The sequence below is a fragment of the Pseudomonas sp. GL-R-19 genome (genome assembly GCF_019956375.1).
Lineage (GTDB): Bacteria > Pseudomonadota > Gammaproteobacteria > Pseudomonadales > Pseudomonadaceae > Aquipseudomonas.
The window spans coordinates 99,316-114,806 of the sequence record NZ_JAHBDJ010000066.1; the positions used below are offsets into that span (position 1 = coordinate 99,316).

Below are 15,491 nucleotides of genomic sequence, written 5' to 3' on the forward strand. Positions count from 1 at the left end.
GGGGGCGGGTGGATCAAGATCAAAAGCTGCAGGCGAGCTAACGCTCGGCCTGTTGAGTGGTGAAAAGCGGCGGGTGTACGCCGATCTGCCTTTGCTTTTCTGTAGGAGCTGGCTTGCCAGCGAAGGCGGCCTGCCAGCCGACCAATTTCTTTCGAATGTACCCAGCCCAACTGTAGGAGCTGCCGAAGGCTGCGATCTTTTGATCTTGTTTGTAAGGAATAAAGCCAGAAGATCGCAGCCTCGTTGCACTCGACAGCTCCTACAGGGAAATGCGTACGCATGAATAACCAGGCCTGCCAGCCGACCAATTTCTTGCAGATGTCCCCAATCCCTGTAGGAGCTGGCTTGCCAGCGAAGGCGGCCCGCCAGCCGACCAATCTCTCACAGATGTACTCAGCACCTGTAGGAGTGAGCCTGCTCGCGATGGCTGCCCGACAGTCAACAATGTTTATCGCCCAAGCCAACAATTCAGACCATTCCCACAAGACTTTCAGGTTGCCTGTCGGAAGCACGATCTCTAGCCTCTGACGGTCGCTGCCAATTCAGCGACCGGGACTGCAAGCCCGCCAATAGTTTGTTAGGCGCCCACTGGCGCACCTATAATCGTGGCGCTTTTTTAGCGACCACCGATTTATGGTGGCTGTGTGCGGGAGATCTTCGGGTCTGCCGAGGTTGCCTAACGACTCGGTCTTGCAGACCTGCACACAGCTGCCACCCATCATCTGCAAGTGATGCTGGCTGCTCCGACTTTCGTTAGGAGCTTTACGATGATCAAACCTAGCCCAAACCCCCCGGCTTCAGAGTCTGAAGAGCATATCGGCACTTCAAGTCGTCCCTGCCCAATTTTCACCATCCGTCCAGACGTCAATTCCGAAACCCTCCTTGTCCATGCCTACGAAACCCTTGCCTCAGCGAATGTGATGGCAACCGAATTGTCGTCCGTCCTGACCGGCCCTACGTGCAATCTGGCACTGGGCATTCAGCAGATGATTGTCCTGGCGCAGCTATCAGTGAATCGCGTCCTCGATCAGCTGGATCCGCAGCAATAGCAAAAGGAAAAAGCCCGCTGAACCTGTACCGGCCAGCGGGCATTCATTGTTCCTACATCTATCTCGGACCCGTCTGATATTGAGGCTAAAAAGCCCAGGTGTTGTACTCAGAGCCCGGTTTCACGCATGTTTGAGACAGTGCCATGAAAAAGCCACCCACCTTGAGGGGCCGGTCCGATCCGGTGTTCGATCGGCTGTTGCGATCGCCCCACAAGGAACGCCTTTCGCAATATCTCGCTTTGCTCAAGCCCCTGGACGATCAGGGGCGTTACCTGCCATTCGATTCATTGCGCTACCGCTGGGCGCCTGGGCTGGATTCGAACCTGTGCTGGGCCTTGGTCAAGAAAGCGCGGACTGCACAGTATTCGAGCCTTTTGCCATTGGGTGAACCGGCGTGCTGGCTGAAATTCATGCTGACGCCGCAGGCGCAAAAAGCCATTTCCGTAGTGGATCGTCAGGCGACAACCGCAGTGCTGGAATACATGACCGGCCAGATTGGCGAGCGCGCTCATTTCAGCTATTTGCTCAATGATCTGATCGAAGACGAGGCCATCAGCAGTAGCCAGCTCGAAGGTGCGGCCACCACGACGCGGGTGGCCAAGGACATGCTTAAGCGCCATCGTTCGCCGCGCACGCCGGATGAGCGAATGGTCATCGGTAACTTCAAGATGATGAACTTCGCCTGGGAGCAGCGTTACGAGCCGCTGAGCGTTGAGCTGATTGCAGCCATGCATCGAGTTGGCGTCGAGGGTATCGACGATTCGCGGTATTCGCCTGGCGCATTCAGGACCAACGATGATGTCGTAGTCCAGGATGGCGAGGGCAACACCGTGCATTCGCCACCGCCTGCAGCAGGGCTCGTGTCACGTTTGCAGGTGCTGGCCAAGTGGATCAACCAACCCTATAACAACCCTCATCAAGCGGACTACCTTCATCCATTGATCAAAGCCATCGCGCTGCATTTCGTCCTGGGTTACGAGCATCCTTTTCGCGACGGCAACGGTCGGGTAGCGCGCGCGTTGTTTTACTGGTTCATGTTCAAAAATGACTACTCGGCGTTTCGCTACATCGCTATCAGTGTCTTGTTGCGCAATGCGCCGTTGAAGTACGGGCGGTCGTATTTGAATACCGAGGCGGATGACCTGGATCTGACGTATTTCGTCGATTTCCAGTGTTCGGTGGTGTTGCGGGCTGTGGGCAGTTTTACCGAGGCGTATCGGAAAAGTCTGGAGGATGCGCAGCAATTCGATTGCTGGTTGCGTGAAAGTGGTTTTCTCGACCAGCTCACCGAGAAACAGCGGGCATTGTTTCAAGTGGCCAGGAGTGGAATGGCCAAGGAGTTCACGGCGGTCAACGTGAAGGAGAATCTGGGTTGTTCCTACAACACAGCGTCAGCCACGCTAAATGGGCTGGTCGCGTTGAAGTTGTTCGAGAAACGCAAGATGGGGCGCGAGTGGGTGTTCTTTCTACGACCGGTCTCGGCAACCTGATTCCTTGCAGGAGCGAGCTTGCTCGCGATTGCGCAATATCAGCCAGCATCGATGCCGACTGAGACGACCTCATCGCGAGCAAGTTCGCTCCTACAAGGGTTGCGCGTGGCCTAGAGCGTACCAAACACCTTCTTCGCCAAACTGGTGGCCGCCGCCGCGGGGTTCTGGCGGATGGTCTCTTCCTGTTTGCCGATCATTTCGAACAAGCCATTCAAGGCCTGCTCGGTGACGTAGTTTTCGACGTTGGCATTCTTCGCATCCACTACGCCCATGGTCGCCGCTTGCCCGGCGAACGAGTTGTACTGTTGGGCCAGGCCAACCTTGTCGGTGGCTTGCTTGACGATCGGCAGGAACTTGGCGCGGATCTGTTCGCGGCTGGTCTTGTTCAGGTATTGGGTGGCCGACTCGTTGCCGCCGCTGAGGATGCCCTTGGCGTCTTCAACGGTCATTTTCTTCACGGCATCGACAAGGATTGGCTGGGCCTGGGTCACGGCGCTTTCCGCCGCCTTGTTCATGCTGGCTTCCAGCTCATCGACCTGATCGCCCATGCCGAACTGTTTCATTTTGCTGGCGACTTTGCCCAGTTTGCCCGGCAGTTCGATTTTCACGTCGGGGTTGTTGCTGAAGCCGCCCGGGGTGCCGAGTTGCTTTACGGCCAGTTGCGCACCTTGGGTCAGTGCGTCCTTGAGCCCGCCGGTGGCGTCTTTTTGCGACAGGTCGCTGAGGGACAGCGCCAGGGCGCTGGCGGAGATCATCAAGCCTGCGCACAGGCCGGCAAAACGGAGGGTAGGGTGGAGCATGGCAGCTTCCTTGTTCAAAAATGAGAATTAGCGAACGGCGTCGACGCGGATTTTCAGCGGTTGCGGGTCTTTGCCATCAAGCTGCACGGCATGGTTTTCGGTGGTGATGAACATCAGCTTGCCGTCGACTTCGATGCGCGCGCTGACCGAGTAGCGATGGCCTGGTTTGACCTGCGCCGGATCGTAACTCAGATGAAACGGCAGTGGCACCTGGCCTTTGACTTGACCTTTCTGTTCGTCGAGGACAATGGCCGGTGCGTCGGCCAGGGACACGTCCTGCAAGCTTACGCTCAGGGTGGCGGTGGGCGGCAGGGCGCTGCGTTGCAGGTAAAAGACTTCGCCGTCGAGGCTGGCTTTCGGGGCAGATTGCATGGATTGGCAGGCGCCGAGCAAAACCGTAAGCCCGAGGAGAGAGAGTTTTTTCATGAAGCGTATCCTTGTCGTTGGCGCCTGAAGAAAACCGGCGCCAACGACAATTTAGCGGATTTTGCCGGGGATATCGCCCAACTTGCCTCGGGGCGTTCTCAGACGCGGCTGACCAGCACTTCCTGCCCCTTCACATAATCGACACCCAATTCCACCCGGTGTTGTTGAGTGGTGGTGAAGACCAGACGGTCTTCGTGGGTGATGCTCGCGCTGATTGCATAGGTATGGTCGGGCAGGACATCGGCAAGCTTGTACGTCAGGTCGAAGTTCAGCCCGACTTTTTCTGCATTGGGAGTGATCTGTACGGCCAGTTCCTTCGCGGCGACATCTTGCAGGCTGACATCCAGCAGGCGGACATGAAGCGTTGAGTTGGGCAGCAGTCCAATCTTTTCGAGATAATGTACTTTGCCACCAATGGTCTTTACGGATTCGTTGCTCATATTGATTTCCTTATCGATTGATCGTCGGTATTGACGAGCGCCCAGCATAGGGTCGAGGCAGCGATTTCTATGTAGGGGAATTCCTGCAAACAGGGGCGAAGAGGGCGTGGCATGAGTCAGAAGCGTCCTTGCTTCAGCCATAAACCTGCGTGCAGTGATCCGATGAAATCAGAGCGGTGTTACCAACTCCGCCGCATCTTCACTACGATGCAACGCCACCTGCCGAATCGACAAGCGAATCTCCGCCGGCAACACCCGTTTGGCCGCGCCTTCAGCCAGTTCACCGAGCAGTTCGTGATAGCTCAACTTGCCCGCTTCATCGCGCTTGAGCACGTCGAGGTCAAGCATGGTCTGGATGAAGTGGCGGAACAGGCTCTTGTCGAAGAATTCCGGGGCGTTCAGGCCATGCAGGATCGACAGGCGCTGGGCCATGACCGTGCACAGGTCTTCCAGTTCTTCGGCGCTGATGCTGTTCTGGCCGCTGTTGAGCAGCAGGGACACGGTCATGTAGAAGCGTTGCAGGGTCTGGGCGATGCTTTTCGACAGCAGCGTGAGCAGTACGAAATGCCGCGAGCTTGGCGCCGGGCGCAGGTACACGTCGTTTTCGAAACGCAGCAGGCCTTGTTCGACGAAGGCTTCCAGCCATTGATCGATTACTGCGTCCAGTTCGTCCAGCGACCAGCGAATGAACAGCTCCGCCTGCAGGTAGGGATACAACGCGCGGGTGTAGCGCAGGATCTGTTCGCGGTTCATGCGCGATGCACTCTGGAAGAAGCTCGCCAGCAGCGCCGGCAAGGCGAAGATGTGCAGCACGTTGTTGCGGTAGTAGGTCATCAGGACGGCGTTCTGCTCGTCCAGATAGAGAATCTTGCCCAGGGCATCACTCTGCTCGGACAGCAGGTCCATGTCCTTCACGTGCTCGATCAGGGCGCGACCATCGCCGTCCGGCAGGGTGGTGTGTGGCGAGTACGGGACCTTGCGCAACAGTGCCAGATACAGGTCGAGCACCCGTGCCATGGCGCGGTCGTCCAGGGCCAGGCGGCTGGTGGACAGCAACGCCAGTGCCACCAGGTTGACCGGGTTGATCGCCGCCGCTTCGTTCAAATGCCGGGCGACTTTCTCACCGAGGCGGTTGGTGGTTTCGTTGAGCCAGGCGGGTCTGAACTGCGGGCCGAGGTCCTGTTGGCGCCAGTCCGGCTGTTCGCTGTCGAGGAATTCCGCCAGTTTGATCGGCTCGCCGAAGTTCACCGCCACTTGGCCGAAGCGCTGCTTGAGTGCGCCAATGACTTTGAAAATATCGAAGATCGATTCTTTTTTCTTGGCCGCACCGCGCAACTCGCCGAGGTAGGTCCGGCCTTCCAGCACGCGCTCGTAGCCGATGTACACCGGCACGAAGACGATGGGCATGCGCGACGAACGCAGGAAACTGCGCAGGGTGATCGCCAGCATCCCGGTCTTCGGTTGCAGCATGCGCCCGGTGCGTGAACGGCCGCCCTCGACGAAGTACTCCACCGGGAAGCCCTTGGTGAACAGGGTGTGCAGATATTCGTTGAACACCGAGGTGTACAGCGGATTGCCCTTGAAGGTGCGGCGCATGAAAAACGCACCGCCGCGACGCAGCAGGCCGCCGATCACCGGCATGTTCAGGTTGATGCCGGCGGCGATGTGCGGTGGGGTCAGGCCGTTGCGGAACAGCAGGTATGACAGCAGCAGATAGTCGATGTGGCTGCGGTGGCACGGCACGTAGATCACTTCGTGACCCTGGGCGACCTTCTGCACGCCTTCGATGTGGTTGACCTTGATGCCGTCGTAGATCTTGTTCCAGAACCAGCTCAGCACCACTTCCATGAAACGGATCGCAGTGTAGGTGTAGTCCGAGGCTATTTCGTTGCCATAGCGCAGCGCTTGAGCTTTGGCTTTCTCCGGTGAAATGTTCTCGCGTTCGGCTTCGTCGAGGATCGCTTGTTTGACCTGTGGCTGGTTGAGCAGGCCTTTGACCAGGTTGCGCCGGTGGGAAATGTCCGGGCCGATCACTGCGGCCTTCAGGTTGCGGAAATGCACCCGCAGGATGCGCTGGGCCATGCGCACGGTGCGCTCGTGGCCCTTGTCGTGCTCGATCAGTTCGCGCAGGTGGATCGGCGCGGAGAACTGCACGCGGGTCTTGCGTCCCAGCACGATGATGCTCAGCAAGCGACGCAGGCGCCCGGTAACGGCCCAGCTGTCGGCGAACAGGAGTTTCCACGGGCTGTTTTCGCTGTCCGGCGACTGGCCCCAGAACACGCTGACCGGGATGATCTGCGCATCTTCGGCGGCGTTCTGGCTCAGGGCGCTGACCAGGCGAGTCAACGTCGGCGGTGCACCGCGCTTGTCCTGTCGGCCGAGCCAGTCCGGGTCCGGCGTCAGGTAGAAGAACGCAGCGGGTTCCAGCAGGTTGCCCACCGATACCGGCAGCACCGGGCGTGGCAGGCCGGCCTTGCTGCACTCGGTGTCGACCACGGCGAGGTCGGTCAGCGAAGGGTTTTGCAGGACGTAGAACACCGGACGACTGCGGTCGAGGTTGAGGGTGAGCGACGACTGGTTGATCGTCTCCGAGCGAACCCAGAGGTACAACAGGCGGCGCAGGGTGCCAAACACAAGACGGCGAAACGGGGAGCGGGTCATACGGCTTCTGCGTGAGTGAATAAAACCGAGCGTTTGCTTGGGAGGGCGATAGTGTGCCGGATTCATCGAAAATCGGCAAAAAAGCGCGAAAGTAAACTCCTGTTGAGAGTTTTAACGTCTGTCATATACTCGGCGCTCTGTCGCCGTTGCCCTCATGGGACCGGTATGCGCAGGCTGACGTTCCCGAGGCTTTCCTGCGAAAAGCCCGATCAATAATAAAAAGGGAGTATGAACAAATGGCAACACGCGAAACCGGCAACGTGAAGTGGTTCAACGACGCCAAGGGCTACGGCTTCATTCAGCGCGAGGACGGGGTGGACGTGTTCGTGCACTACCGCGCGATTCGCGGCGAAGGCCACCGTTCCCTGACCGAGGGCCAGCAGGTTGAATATGCGGTGGTGGAAGGGCAGAAGGGGTTGCAGGCTGAGGATGTTGTAGGTCTGTAAACCACACGCAAAAACCACTGTAGGAGCGAGCTTGCTCGCGAGGAACTCAAGGACTCCGCGCTTTTGCTGAATTGACGCGTTATCGTTGACGACCATCGCGAGCAAGCTCGCTCCTACAGGGGCGGTGTTCAGGCTTTATGCAGTTTTCCAGGTGATCTCTTCTTCACCATCGGCGCTGATGCGAAGCCAGCGATCCGCCGTCTCCTCACCTTCCTCCTCGACCCAGCTACCCGGTGCGCAACGCACTTCGACGTTCAGCGCGGCAAACGCGGCGCGGGCGCAGGCGATGTCGTCGTCCCATGGGGTCTGGTCGCTTTCCAGGTACAGGCTGTTCCATTTGCCGACGGCTTTTGGCAACCAGGTCACTGGCACGTTGCCGGCCTTGCACTTGTAGGTCTGGCCCTTCTGGACCCAATCCGTGCACGGGCCCAATGCCGCACCGAGCCAGGCGGAAATGGCCTTGTGGTCGACGTCGGCGTCTTTCAGGTAAATCTCGATATCGGGTTGGCGCATGGATGTCCTCACTGCGGGTCTGAAAAATCCATTCGCGGATTTAGCCGGTCTTGAGCTGTTGCTCAAGACCAAAAATGTTTGAAGTTATTGAAGTACGAAATAATCGTAGCGCATCGATACGGTGAGCTCGAACGGTTCCGCCTGTTCGATGACCGCTGCCCGGCGCTCGGCACTGGCGCGCCAACCGTGGGGGGTCATGGCCAGCAGGTTGGCGCGGTCCTGCGGCTTGTTCAGCGTCAGCTTGAACGTCAGCGTCTCGCTGTGCGCCAGCGCCATGCCTTCCGGCATCAGGTCCAGGTGTTTGTCGTCAATGTATTCACGGACTTCGTCGTACAGCCGCTCGCGCAGTTCCATCAGGTGGCCGCTGGTCGGCCCGACTTTCATCAGACCGCCGCCGACGCTGAGCAGGCGTTTGGCTTCCTCCCAATCCAGCGGGCTGAAGACGCTCGCCAGGAACTGGCAACTGCCGGCAGCCAATGGCACGCGCGCCATGCTGGCGATCAACCAGGTGAGCTTGGGGTTGCGTTTGCAGGCGCGTTTGACGGCTTCGCGGGAGATGTCCAGCGCGTAGCCATCAGCGTCCGGCAAGGCCTCGGCGATCTGCGCGGTGTAGTAACCCTCGCCGCAACCGATATCGACCCAGCGGGCCGGCGCGTAACCGGCCGCCAGCTGCGCCAGACGCCTGGCCACCGGGGCGTAGTGCCCGGCATTCAGGAAGTCGCGGCGGGCTTCGACCATGGCCTGGTTATCCCCAGGGTCGCGGCTGTTCTTGTGCTGCACCGGCAACAGGTTCAAGTAACCCTGGCGCGCACGGTCGAAACGATGCCCGGCGGGGCAGGCCACGCCGTTTTCCACCGCGTTCAGCGGTTCACTGCAGATCGGGCACGTGAGCATCAGGCGAGCAACTTGATCAGGGTCTGGTAGTAGATTTCGGTCAGCACGTCGAGATCCGCTGCCAGCACACGCTCGTTGACCTGGTGGATGGTCGCGTTGACCGGGCCCAGCTCAACCACTTGGGTGCCCATGGTTGCGATGAAGCGCCCGTCTGAGGTGCCACCGCTGGTGGAGGCTTTTGTTTCGCGACCGGTGATGTCCTTGATGCTCGACGATACCGCGTCCAGCAGCGCGCCCGGCTCGGTGAGGAACGGCAGGCCGGACAGGGCCCAATCGACGTGCCAGTCCAGGCCATGCTTGTCGAGGATGTCGGCCACGCGTTTTTGCAGGCCTTCGACGGTGGACTCGGTGGAGAAGCGGAAGTTGAACACCGCCACCAGGTCACCCGGGATCACGTTGGTCGCACCGGTGCCGGAGTTGACGTTGGAGATCTGGAAACTGGTCGGCGGGAAGAAGTCGTTGCCGTGGTCCCAATGCTCGGCGGCAAGTTCCGCCAAGGCCGGGGCGGCGAGGTGGATCGGGTTCTTCGCCAGGTGCGGATAGGCCACGTGGCCCTGCACACCGCGCACGGTCAGCTTGGCGCCGAGGGAGCCGCGACGGCCGTTCTTGACCACGTCACCCACCAGGGTGGTGCTCGACGGTTCGCCGACGATGCACCAGTCCAGACGTTCCTTGCGCGCGGCCAGGCGTTCGATCACGGCCTTGGTGCCGTGGTGCGCCGGGCCTTCTTCGTCGCTGGTGATCAGGAACGCGACTTTGCCCTTGTGATTCGGGTAGTCGGCGACAAAACGCTCGGACGCGACGGTCATGGCGGCGAGGCTGCCTTTCATGTCGGCGGCGCCACGGCCGCAGAGCATGCCGTGTTCGTCGATCAGCGCGTTGAACGGTTCGATCTGCCAGGCCGCCACCGGGCCGGTCGGGACCACGTCGGTGTGGCCGGCGAAGCACAGCACCGGACCGTCGTCCTGGCCGTGGGTGGCCCAGAAGTTATCCACATCTTCGATGCGCATCGGTTCCAGGGTGAAACCGGCATCGCCCAGGCGCTGCATCATCTGCTTCTGGCAATCGGCGTCGATCGGCGTCACGGACGGACGGCGGATCAGGTCGATGGCGAGTTGGAGGGTCGGCGAAAGGTCGGCGTGGGCCGTCATGGAAAACTCCAGATGCTGTAAATGTGTAGGAGCGAGCTTGCTTGCGATGGACGTTAACGATAACGCGTGCGATCTGAACAACCGCGTTGCCCTTGCGTTTCTCGCGAGCAAGCTCGCTCCTACAGGTATTGGGTCAGGCCATTGGGCTCAAGCCCCGCAAAATGGCGGTTATCTTAAAGCAAAACGGCGACCATTGGCCGCCGTTTAGTGCATCTGCAAAGATTTAGACGACAGGTGCCGTTTCAGGCTCGGCGGTCGGTTTGGGCAGCGACGACAGGAACGCCATGATCAGCGCCGCGACGTACGGCAGCGACTGCACCAGCAGCATGGTCACCCAGAAGCGCATGTCATTGCTCGGCAGGCCTTGCACCAGGAAGATTCCCAAGGCCGCAGCCCACAACAGCAGCATGATGAACATCTCTTCCCGGGCTTCCGAAATCGCCACCCAGAAGCCATGGTTGTCGGCATTTTTCGGCGTACGGAAGAACGGAATGCTGCTGGTGAAGAAACCGTACAGCACCGCTTTGGCGATAGTGTGGGACAACGCCAGACCGGCCAGCGCCGCGCAGAAGGCATCCTTCAAGTTGACCCCGACCGCTCGGCGGTAGAGGAAGATGATCTTGGCGACCTTGAACACGAACAGCGCCAATGGCGGGATCGCGAAAATCAGCAGCGGCGGATCGACCCGGTGCGGCACGATGATCATCGCCGCCGACCACAACAGCGCACCGACGGTGAAGAAGATGTTCATGCCGTCCGCCACCCACGGCAACCAGCCCGCGAGGAAGTGGTAGCGCTGGCCACGGGTCAGTTCGGTGTCTTTGCCGCGCAGCAGGCTGGCGGTGTGACGCTTGATGATCTGAATCGCTCCGTAGGCCCAGCGGAAACGCTGCTTCTTGAAGTCGATGAAGGTATCGGGCATCAGGCCTTTGCCGTAGCTGGTGTGGTAATACGCCGCCGACAGGCCTTTCTCGAATACCCGCAGGCCAAGCTCGGCGTCTTCACAGATGCACCAGTCGGCCCAGCCCAGCTCTTCGAGCACCGAGCGACGGGTCATGGTCATGGTGCCGTGCTGGATGATCGCGTCACGGTCGTTGCGGGTGACCATGCCGATGTGGAAGAAACCTTTGTATTCCGCGTAGCAGAGCTTCTTGAAAGTGCTTTCGTTCTGGTCGCGGTAATCTTGCGGCGACTGCACCACGGCGATTTTCGGGTCGGCGAAGTGCGGCACCATGTGCTTGAGCCAGTTGCGGTCGACGCAGTAGTCCGAGTCGATCACGGCAATGACTTCGGCATCCTTGGCAGTGTGCGGAATCAGGTAGTTCAGCGCGCCGCCCTTGAAGCCGGCCAGCGGTGCCACGTGGAAGAACTTGAAGCGCGGGCCGAGGGTTTCGCAATAATCGCGCACCGGTTCCCAGACCGCCGGGTCCTTGGTGTTGTTGTCGATGATCAGGACTTCGAAGTCCGGATAGTCGAGGTTGGCCAAGGCGTTGAGGGTCTGTTTGACCATCTCCGGCGGCTCGTTGTAGCAGGGCACGTGAATCGACACTTTCGGGCGGTAGCTGGAGTCGCCTTCCACCGGCAGGAACTCGCGCCGGCGCTTGTGCACCCACACCGCTTCGGCCAGTTCATGGGCTTCGGTCAGCAGTACGATAAACACCCCTAGCGCACCGAGGGCGAGCAAAAAGCCCACTGTCAGGCTGAACCAGGTGCTGTATTGCTGGCTGTAGTCGTAACCGATCCACACCAGCACCGAACCACAGAGGAAGGCAACGAAGGTCAGGAAGGTACGGCCACGCTGGCGCAGGGCCGAGCCGTCGATCATCAGCAGGGTCAGCGACAACAGCGCCAATACCACCGAACCAATGGCCAACACACGCCATTGCGGAATCGCCACCACCGGGCCTTCGAAGTTGAACTTCTGCTGGCGCGCGGCGTTGAACACGCCCCAATAGGCGCCGACGGAACCTTCGTCGCTGGCTTTCCACGGCTGGTCAAACGCTTCGATCACGAAGTAGTTGAAGCCCTGACGGTTGAGTTTGTTGACCAGGGTTCGCAGGTAGATCGCCTGGTCCGCCGGGGAGGCATCGGCGCCACCGCGCATGCGGCCGTTGCTCGGCCAGCCCACTTCGGACAGCAGCAGCGGCTTTTTCGGGAACATCTTCTTCAGGTCGCGGGCGCGGTCGAGGACGAACTGCCCGGCCTTGTCCATCGGGATGAATTCCCAGTAAGGCAGGATGTGCGCGGCGATCAGGTCGACGTGTTTGGCCAGTTCCGGGTGTTCTTCCCACACGTGCCACTGCTCGGACGTGGTTACCGGCACCTTCACGGCGGCACGCACGCGATCGAGCATGACGCTGAGTTCCTTGGCAGTGATTTCCTTGCGGAAAATCGCTTCGTTGCCGACCACCACACGAACCACGCTGCGCGAGGCGTTGGCGATTTCAATGGCGCGGGTGATTTCCCGTTCGTTGCGTTCCTGATCCGGACTGATCCAGATCCCCAGGGTCACCCGCAAGCCGAACTCTTCCGCCAGTTTCGGGATGTTTTGCAGGGTGCCATCGACCGAGTAGATGCGGATGTTGTCCGTCAGCTTGCTCATGATCTCCAGGTCGCGACGCATTTGATCGTCGGTCGGGTACTGGTCTTTCTGCGGGAACTGGCCCTGCTGGAAAGGCGAGTACGAGAAACCGGAGATCTGTTCAGGCCAGTTGGGGGCGGTGACCGGGCGGTTGATCAGCGCCCAGAAGCCGGTAAACAAGGCAGCGATGGCGAGCACCACGACCAGGTTGAGTCCAAATTTACGCGATGACATAGTTATTTCGGGTTCCAAAGACTGTGGAACGAAGGAACGGTTGGCGGTCGCCAAGGGGCGCGCATCCTACACCGGGCATTCTCTGGTCGTACAGCGGACAGGGAATTGCCAGACATTGGGCAATCTGGCTTCGCTAAAGTTCTTTCGCTTTTTCCTATAACTGATTTTGTCTTCAACTCGCCATATAATGCCCGCCGGTTTTTGGGGTAATGGTTATGAGTACAGAAGATCCGCGGTTTGCAGGCATTGCCCGTTTGTATGGCATCGAAGGCCTTGAGCGCCTGCGCGCGGCCCATGTGGCGATCGTCGGTGTCGGTGGAGTAGGTTCCTGGGCGGCGGAAGCCATGGCCCGTTGTGGTGTCGGCGAGATTTCGCTGTTCGACCTGGACGACGTCTGCGTCAGCAATGCCAACCGCCAGCTGCATGCGCTGGACAGCACGGTGGGCAAGCCCAAGGTCGAGGTGATGGCCGAGCGTCTGCGCGGGATCAACCCGGACTGCACAGTGCACGCGGTGCCTGACTTCGTTACCCGCGACACCATGGCCGAGTACATCACGCCGAACATCGACTGTGTGATCGACTGCATCGACAGCGTCAACGCCAAGGCCGCGCTGATCGCCTGGTGCAAGCGCCGCAAGATCCAGATCATCACCACCGGCGGCGCGGGTGGGCAGATTGACCCGACATTGATCCAGGTCTGCGACCTGAATCGCACGTTCAATGATCCGCTGGCCTCGAAAGTGCGCTCGACACTGCGCCGCGACTACGGCTTCTCACGCACCGTGACCCGCCATTACAGCGTGCCGTGCGTGTTTTCCACCGAACAACTGCGTTATCCGAAACCGGATGGCAGCATTTGCCTGCAGAAAAGCTTTGTCGGTGATGGCGTGAAGCTCGACTGCGCCGGCGGGTTTGGCGCAGTGATGATGGTGACGGCGACCTTCGGCATGGTCGCGGCGACCAAGGCCGTGGACAAGATCGTGGCGGGTGTGCGGCGGCCGGCGGATCGGGTCAAGCCTGAGGCCTGATCGGTATGGCTGATGGCCTCTTCGCGAGCAGGCTCGCTCCCACATTGGAATGCGTTCCCCCTGTGGGAGCGAGCCTGCTCGCGATGGGCTGCGAAGCAGCCCCTTATTGAGCTAACTCCCGCATTCGCTGAAGCACCGCATTCAAGCCATTACTGCGCGACTCGGACAACTGCCGCCCCAACCCCAACTGATTGAACCAGTCCGGCAAATCCACCTGCTGCAACTCGGCCGTCGATAATCCATTGACCCGCGCCAGCAGCAACGCCACCAACCCGCGAATCAAGCGCGCGTCGCTGTTGGCGCTGAACAGCCAATGATCATCGCGCAATTCGCCCACCAGCCACACCTGGCTTTCACAGCCGTGCACCCGGTTGGCATCGCACATCTGCGCATCACTCAAGGCCGGCAGACGCTCGCCCCATTGCATCAGCAGGCGTGCGCGCTGTTCCCAGCCGGCCGCTTTCTGGAAGGTCTCGAGTGCTGTCACGGCATCGGCAGGCAAGTTCATCGCAATAGCTCCAGCGCCCGATCCAGGGCTTCAAAGAACCGCTCCAGGTCTTCGGAATCGTTGTACAGCGCCAACGACACCCGAATTGCCCCGGCCAGTTCAAAACTTTTGAGCAGCGGCATGGCGCAGTGATGGCCGGCACGGACCGCGATCCCTTGTTCGGTCAGCAAATGCGCGAGATCGGAGTTATGCACACCCTCGACGGTAAAACTGGCCAGTGCCACTTGCGGTTTGCCCAGCAGGCGGATGCCGTGACGTGCCTCCAGGCCCTTGAGCAGACAGGCATGCAACGCCGCTTCATGGGCGGACACGGCCTCCTGATCGAGCCCTGCGAGATAATCCAGGGTCGCTCCCAGGCCGATCACACTGGCAATCGGCGGCGTCCCGGCCTCGAAACCCAGAGGTGCCGGGCGAAAGCGTGCGTCGTGATAATTGGCATCGAGCACCATTTCACCGCCGAACTGCCAGGGACGCAGCTGTTGCAGAGCTGCATTGCGCCCGAACAGCACGCCCAGGCCATCAGGGCCGTAGAGCTTGTGACTGGAAAACACATAGAAGTCGCAGCCCAGTGCTTGCACGTCGTGGCGGCCATGGACCACGCCCTGGGCGCCATCGATCACGGTCAGGGCGTTGTGCGCCTTGGCCAGTGCCAGCAATTGAGGTAGCGGTTGCCACGCGCCAATCACGTTGGACAGTTGACTGACGGCCAACAGACGTGTGCGCGAACCGATCAAACCGGTGGCGGCTTCGAGGTCGATCACGCCGTCGGCATCCAGCGGCAGGATCACCAGTTTCAGGTCGCGACGGTGCGCCAGTTGCTGCCACGGCAACAAGTTGGCGTGATGTTCCAGGGCGCTGATGACAATCTCGTCGCCCGGATTGAAAAGATGTTCCAGGCCATAGGCCAGGAGATTCAGCGCGGACGTCGCGCCGTGGGTAAAGATGATCTGCCCGCAGTCGCCGGCATTGAGCCATTGCGCGACTTTGCGGCGGCTGTCCTCGAACGCCTGGGTGGCGTGGGCGCCAGGCAAATGCTGCGCCCGATGCACGTTGGCCGCGCCGTTGGCGTAGTAATGCGCCAGGGCATCCAGCAGGGTTTGGGGTTTTTGCGTGGTCGCGGCGTTGTCCAGATAGGTCTGGCCTTGCCGTTGCAGGGCGGCGATGGCCGGAAAATCGGCGCGCCAGGGAGAGAGAATCATCATGTTGTTCAGCCCTGGTTAATATGGCCGGGCGTACGCCAGACCCCTGTAGGAGCGAGCCTGCTCGCGAT

14 protein-coding genes are annotated in these 15,491 nt (G+C 60.1%); 4 read left to right on the forward strand and 10 right to left on the reverse strand.

What is annotated here, in order from left to right; genetic code table 11:
- Positions 1–767: 767 nt before the first annotated feature.
- Positions 768–1,049, forward strand: a complete 282-nt coding sequence (locus tag KGA83_RS25865; protein ID WP_223531190.1) for a DUF6124 family protein — start codon at positions 768–770, stop codon at positions 1,047–1,049.
- 143 nt (positions 1,050–1,192) lie between these two features.
- Positions 1,193–2,539, forward strand: coding sequence for a Fic family protein (locus KGA83_RS25870; protein WP_223531191.1), 1,347 nt, complete (start codon positions 1,193–1,195; stop codon positions 2,537–2,539).
- A gap of 110 nt (positions 2,540–2,649) precedes the next feature.
- On the opposite strand, the gene KGA83_RS25875 is transcribed toward KGA83_RS25870, so the two are convergent.
- The 4 genes from KGA83_RS25875 to plsB form a co-directional block, all read right to left on the reverse strand.
- Positions 2,650–3,339: a DUF4197 domain-containing protein gene (locus tag KGA83_RS25875; protein ID WP_223531192.1), complete on the reverse strand. Its 690-nt coding sequence runs from the start codon at positions 3,337–3,339 to the stop codon at positions 2,650–2,652.
- A 27-nt stretch (positions 3,340–3,366) separates the two neighbouring features.
- Positions 3,367–3,765: a YbaY family lipoprotein gene (locus KGA83_RS25880; protein WP_115947766.1), complete on the reverse strand. Its 399-nt coding sequence runs from the start codon at positions 3,763–3,765 to the stop codon at positions 3,367–3,369.
- Positions 3,766–3,863: 98 nt separating this feature from the next.
- Complete coding sequence (locus KGA83_RS25885; protein WP_223531193.1) at positions 3,864–4,205, reverse strand: YbaY family lipoprotein; 342 nt, start codon at positions 4,203–4,205, stop codon at positions 3,864–3,866.
- A gap of 168 nt (positions 4,206–4,373) precedes the next feature.
- On the reverse strand, positions 4,374–6,866 hold the full coding sequence (gene plsB / locus KGA83_RS25890) for a glycerol-3-phosphate 1-O-acyltransferase PlsB (protein ID WP_108216642.1): 2,493 nt from the start codon (positions 6,864–6,866) through the stop codon (positions 4,374–4,376).
- 236 nt (positions 6,867–7,102) lie between these two features.
- Between plsB and KGA83_RS25895 the strand changes: the two genes are divergently transcribed.
- Positions 7,103–7,312 (forward strand): cold shock domain-containing protein, encoded by a 210-nt coding sequence (locus KGA83_RS25895; protein WP_007954750.1) that lies wholly within the window; start codon positions 7,103–7,105, stop codon positions 7,310–7,312.
- Positions 7,313–7,447: 135 nt separating this feature from the next.
- Here KGA83_RS25895 and KGA83_RS25900 read toward each other — a convergent pair whose 3' ends face one another.
- The 4 genes from KGA83_RS25900 to KGA83_RS25915 all read right to left on the reverse strand — a co-directional run bounded on the left by KGA83_RS25900 (position 7,448) and on the right by KGA83_RS25915 (position 12,685).
- Positions 7,448–7,825: a hypothetical protein gene (locus KGA83_RS25900; RefSeq protein WP_108216643.1), complete on the reverse strand. Its 378-nt coding sequence runs from the start codon at positions 7,823–7,825 to the stop codon at positions 7,448–7,450.
- A gap of 84 nt (positions 7,826–7,909) precedes the next feature.
- On the reverse strand, positions 7,910–8,719 hold the full coding sequence (locus KGA83_RS25905; RefSeq protein WP_108216644.1) for a putative RNA methyltransferase: 810 nt from the start codon (positions 8,717–8,719) through the stop codon (positions 7,910–7,912).
- Positions 8,719–9,870, reverse strand: a complete 1,152-nt coding sequence (gene dapE, locus KGA83_RS25910) for a succinyl-diaminopimelate desuccinylase (protein WP_108216645.1) — start codon at positions 9,868–9,870, stop codon at positions 8,719–8,721. Before dapE ends, KGA83_RS25905 begins: the two co-directional genes overlap by 1 nt.
- 223 nt (positions 9,871–10,093) lie before the next feature.
- On the reverse strand, positions 10,094–12,685 hold the full coding sequence (locus KGA83_RS25915; protein ID WP_108216647.1) for a glycosyltransferase: 2,592 nt from the start codon (positions 12,683–12,685) through the stop codon (positions 10,094–10,096).
- A gap of 209 nt (positions 12,686–12,894) precedes the next feature.
- On the opposite strand from KGA83_RS25915, the gene tcdA reads away from it, so the two are divergent.
- On the forward strand, positions 12,895–13,713 hold the full coding sequence (gene tcdA, locus KGA83_RS25920) for a tRNA cyclic N6-threonylcarbamoyladenosine(37) synthase TcdA (RefSeq protein ID WP_008019563.1): 819 nt from the start codon (positions 12,895–12,897) through the stop codon (positions 13,711–13,713).
- Between the two features lie 103 nt (positions 13,714–13,816).
- Here tcdA and KGA83_RS25925 read toward each other — a convergent pair whose 3' ends face one another.
- Complete coding sequence (locus KGA83_RS25925; protein WP_108216648.1) at positions 13,817–14,221, reverse strand: SufE family protein; 405 nt, start codon at positions 14,219–14,221, stop codon at positions 13,817–13,819.
- Complete coding sequence (locus KGA83_RS25930) at positions 14,218–15,423, reverse strand: aminotransferase class V-fold PLP-dependent enzyme (protein WP_108216649.1); 1,206 nt, start codon at positions 15,421–15,423, stop codon at positions 14,218–14,220. The genes KGA83_RS25925 and KGA83_RS25930 overlap by 4 nt, the downstream gene beginning before the upstream one ends.
- Between the last annotated feature and the right edge of the window lie 68 nt (positions 15,424–15,491).

What these genes read in the sequence shown, in the direction of transcription:
- KGA83_RS25870 (WP_223531191.1), top strand. Translation starts at nt 1,193, where the DNA reads ATGAAAAAGCCACCCACCTTGAGGGGCCGGTCCGATCCGGTGTTCGAT.
- KGA83_RS25895 (WP_007954750.1), top strand. Translation starts at nt 7,103, where the DNA reads ATGGCAACACGCGAAACCGGCAACGTGAAGTGGTTCAACGACGCCAAG.
- plsB (WP_108216642.1), bottom strand. Translation starts at nt 6,866, where the DNA reads ATGACCCGCTCCCCGTTTCGCCGTCTTGTGTTTGGCACCCTGCGCCGC.
- KGA83_RS25900 (WP_108216643.1), bottom strand. Translation starts at nt 7,825, where the DNA reads ATGCGCCAACCCGATATCGAGATTTACCTGAAAGACGCCGACGTCGAC.
- tcdA (WP_008019563.1), top strand. Translation starts at nt 12,895, where the DNA reads ATGGTTATGAGTACAGAAGATCCGCGGTTTGCAGGCATTGCCCGTTTG.
- KGA83_RS25885 (WP_223531193.1), bottom strand. Translation starts at nt 4,205, where the DNA reads ATGAGCAACGAATCCGTAAAGACCATTGGTGGCAAAGTACATTATCTC.
- KGA83_RS25930 (WP_108216649.1), bottom strand. Translation starts at nt 15,423, where the DNA reads ATGATGATTCTCTCTCCCTGGCGCGCCGATTTTCCGGCCATCGCCGCC.
- KGA83_RS25925 (WP_108216648.1), bottom strand. Translation starts at nt 14,221, where the DNA reads ATGAACTTGCCTGCCGATGCCGTGACAGCACTCGAGACCTTCCAGAAA.
- dapE (WP_108216645.1), bottom strand. Translation starts at nt 9,870, where the DNA reads ATGACGGCCCACGCCGACCTTTCGCCGACCCTCCAACTCGCCATCGAC.
- KGA83_RS25915 (WP_108216647.1), bottom strand. Translation starts at nt 12,685, where the DNA reads ATGTCATCGCGTAAATTTGGACTCAACCTGGTCGTGGTGCTCGCCATC.
- KGA83_RS25905 (WP_108216644.1), bottom strand. Translation starts at nt 8,719, where the DNA reads ATGCTCACGTGCCCGATCTGCAGTGAACCGCTGAACGCGGTGGAAAAC.
- KGA83_RS25875 (WP_223531192.1), bottom strand. Translation starts at nt 3,339, where the DNA reads ATGCTCCACCCTACCCTCCGTTTTGCCGGCCTGTGCGCAGGCTTGATG.
- KGA83_RS25865 (WP_223531190.1), top strand. Translation starts at nt 768, where the DNA reads ATGATCAAACCTAGCCCAAACCCCCCGGCTTCAGAGTCTGAAGAGCAT.
- KGA83_RS25880 (WP_115947766.1), bottom strand. Translation starts at nt 3,765, where the DNA reads ATGAAAAAACTCTCTCTCCTCGGGCTTACGGTTTTGCTCGGCGCCTGC.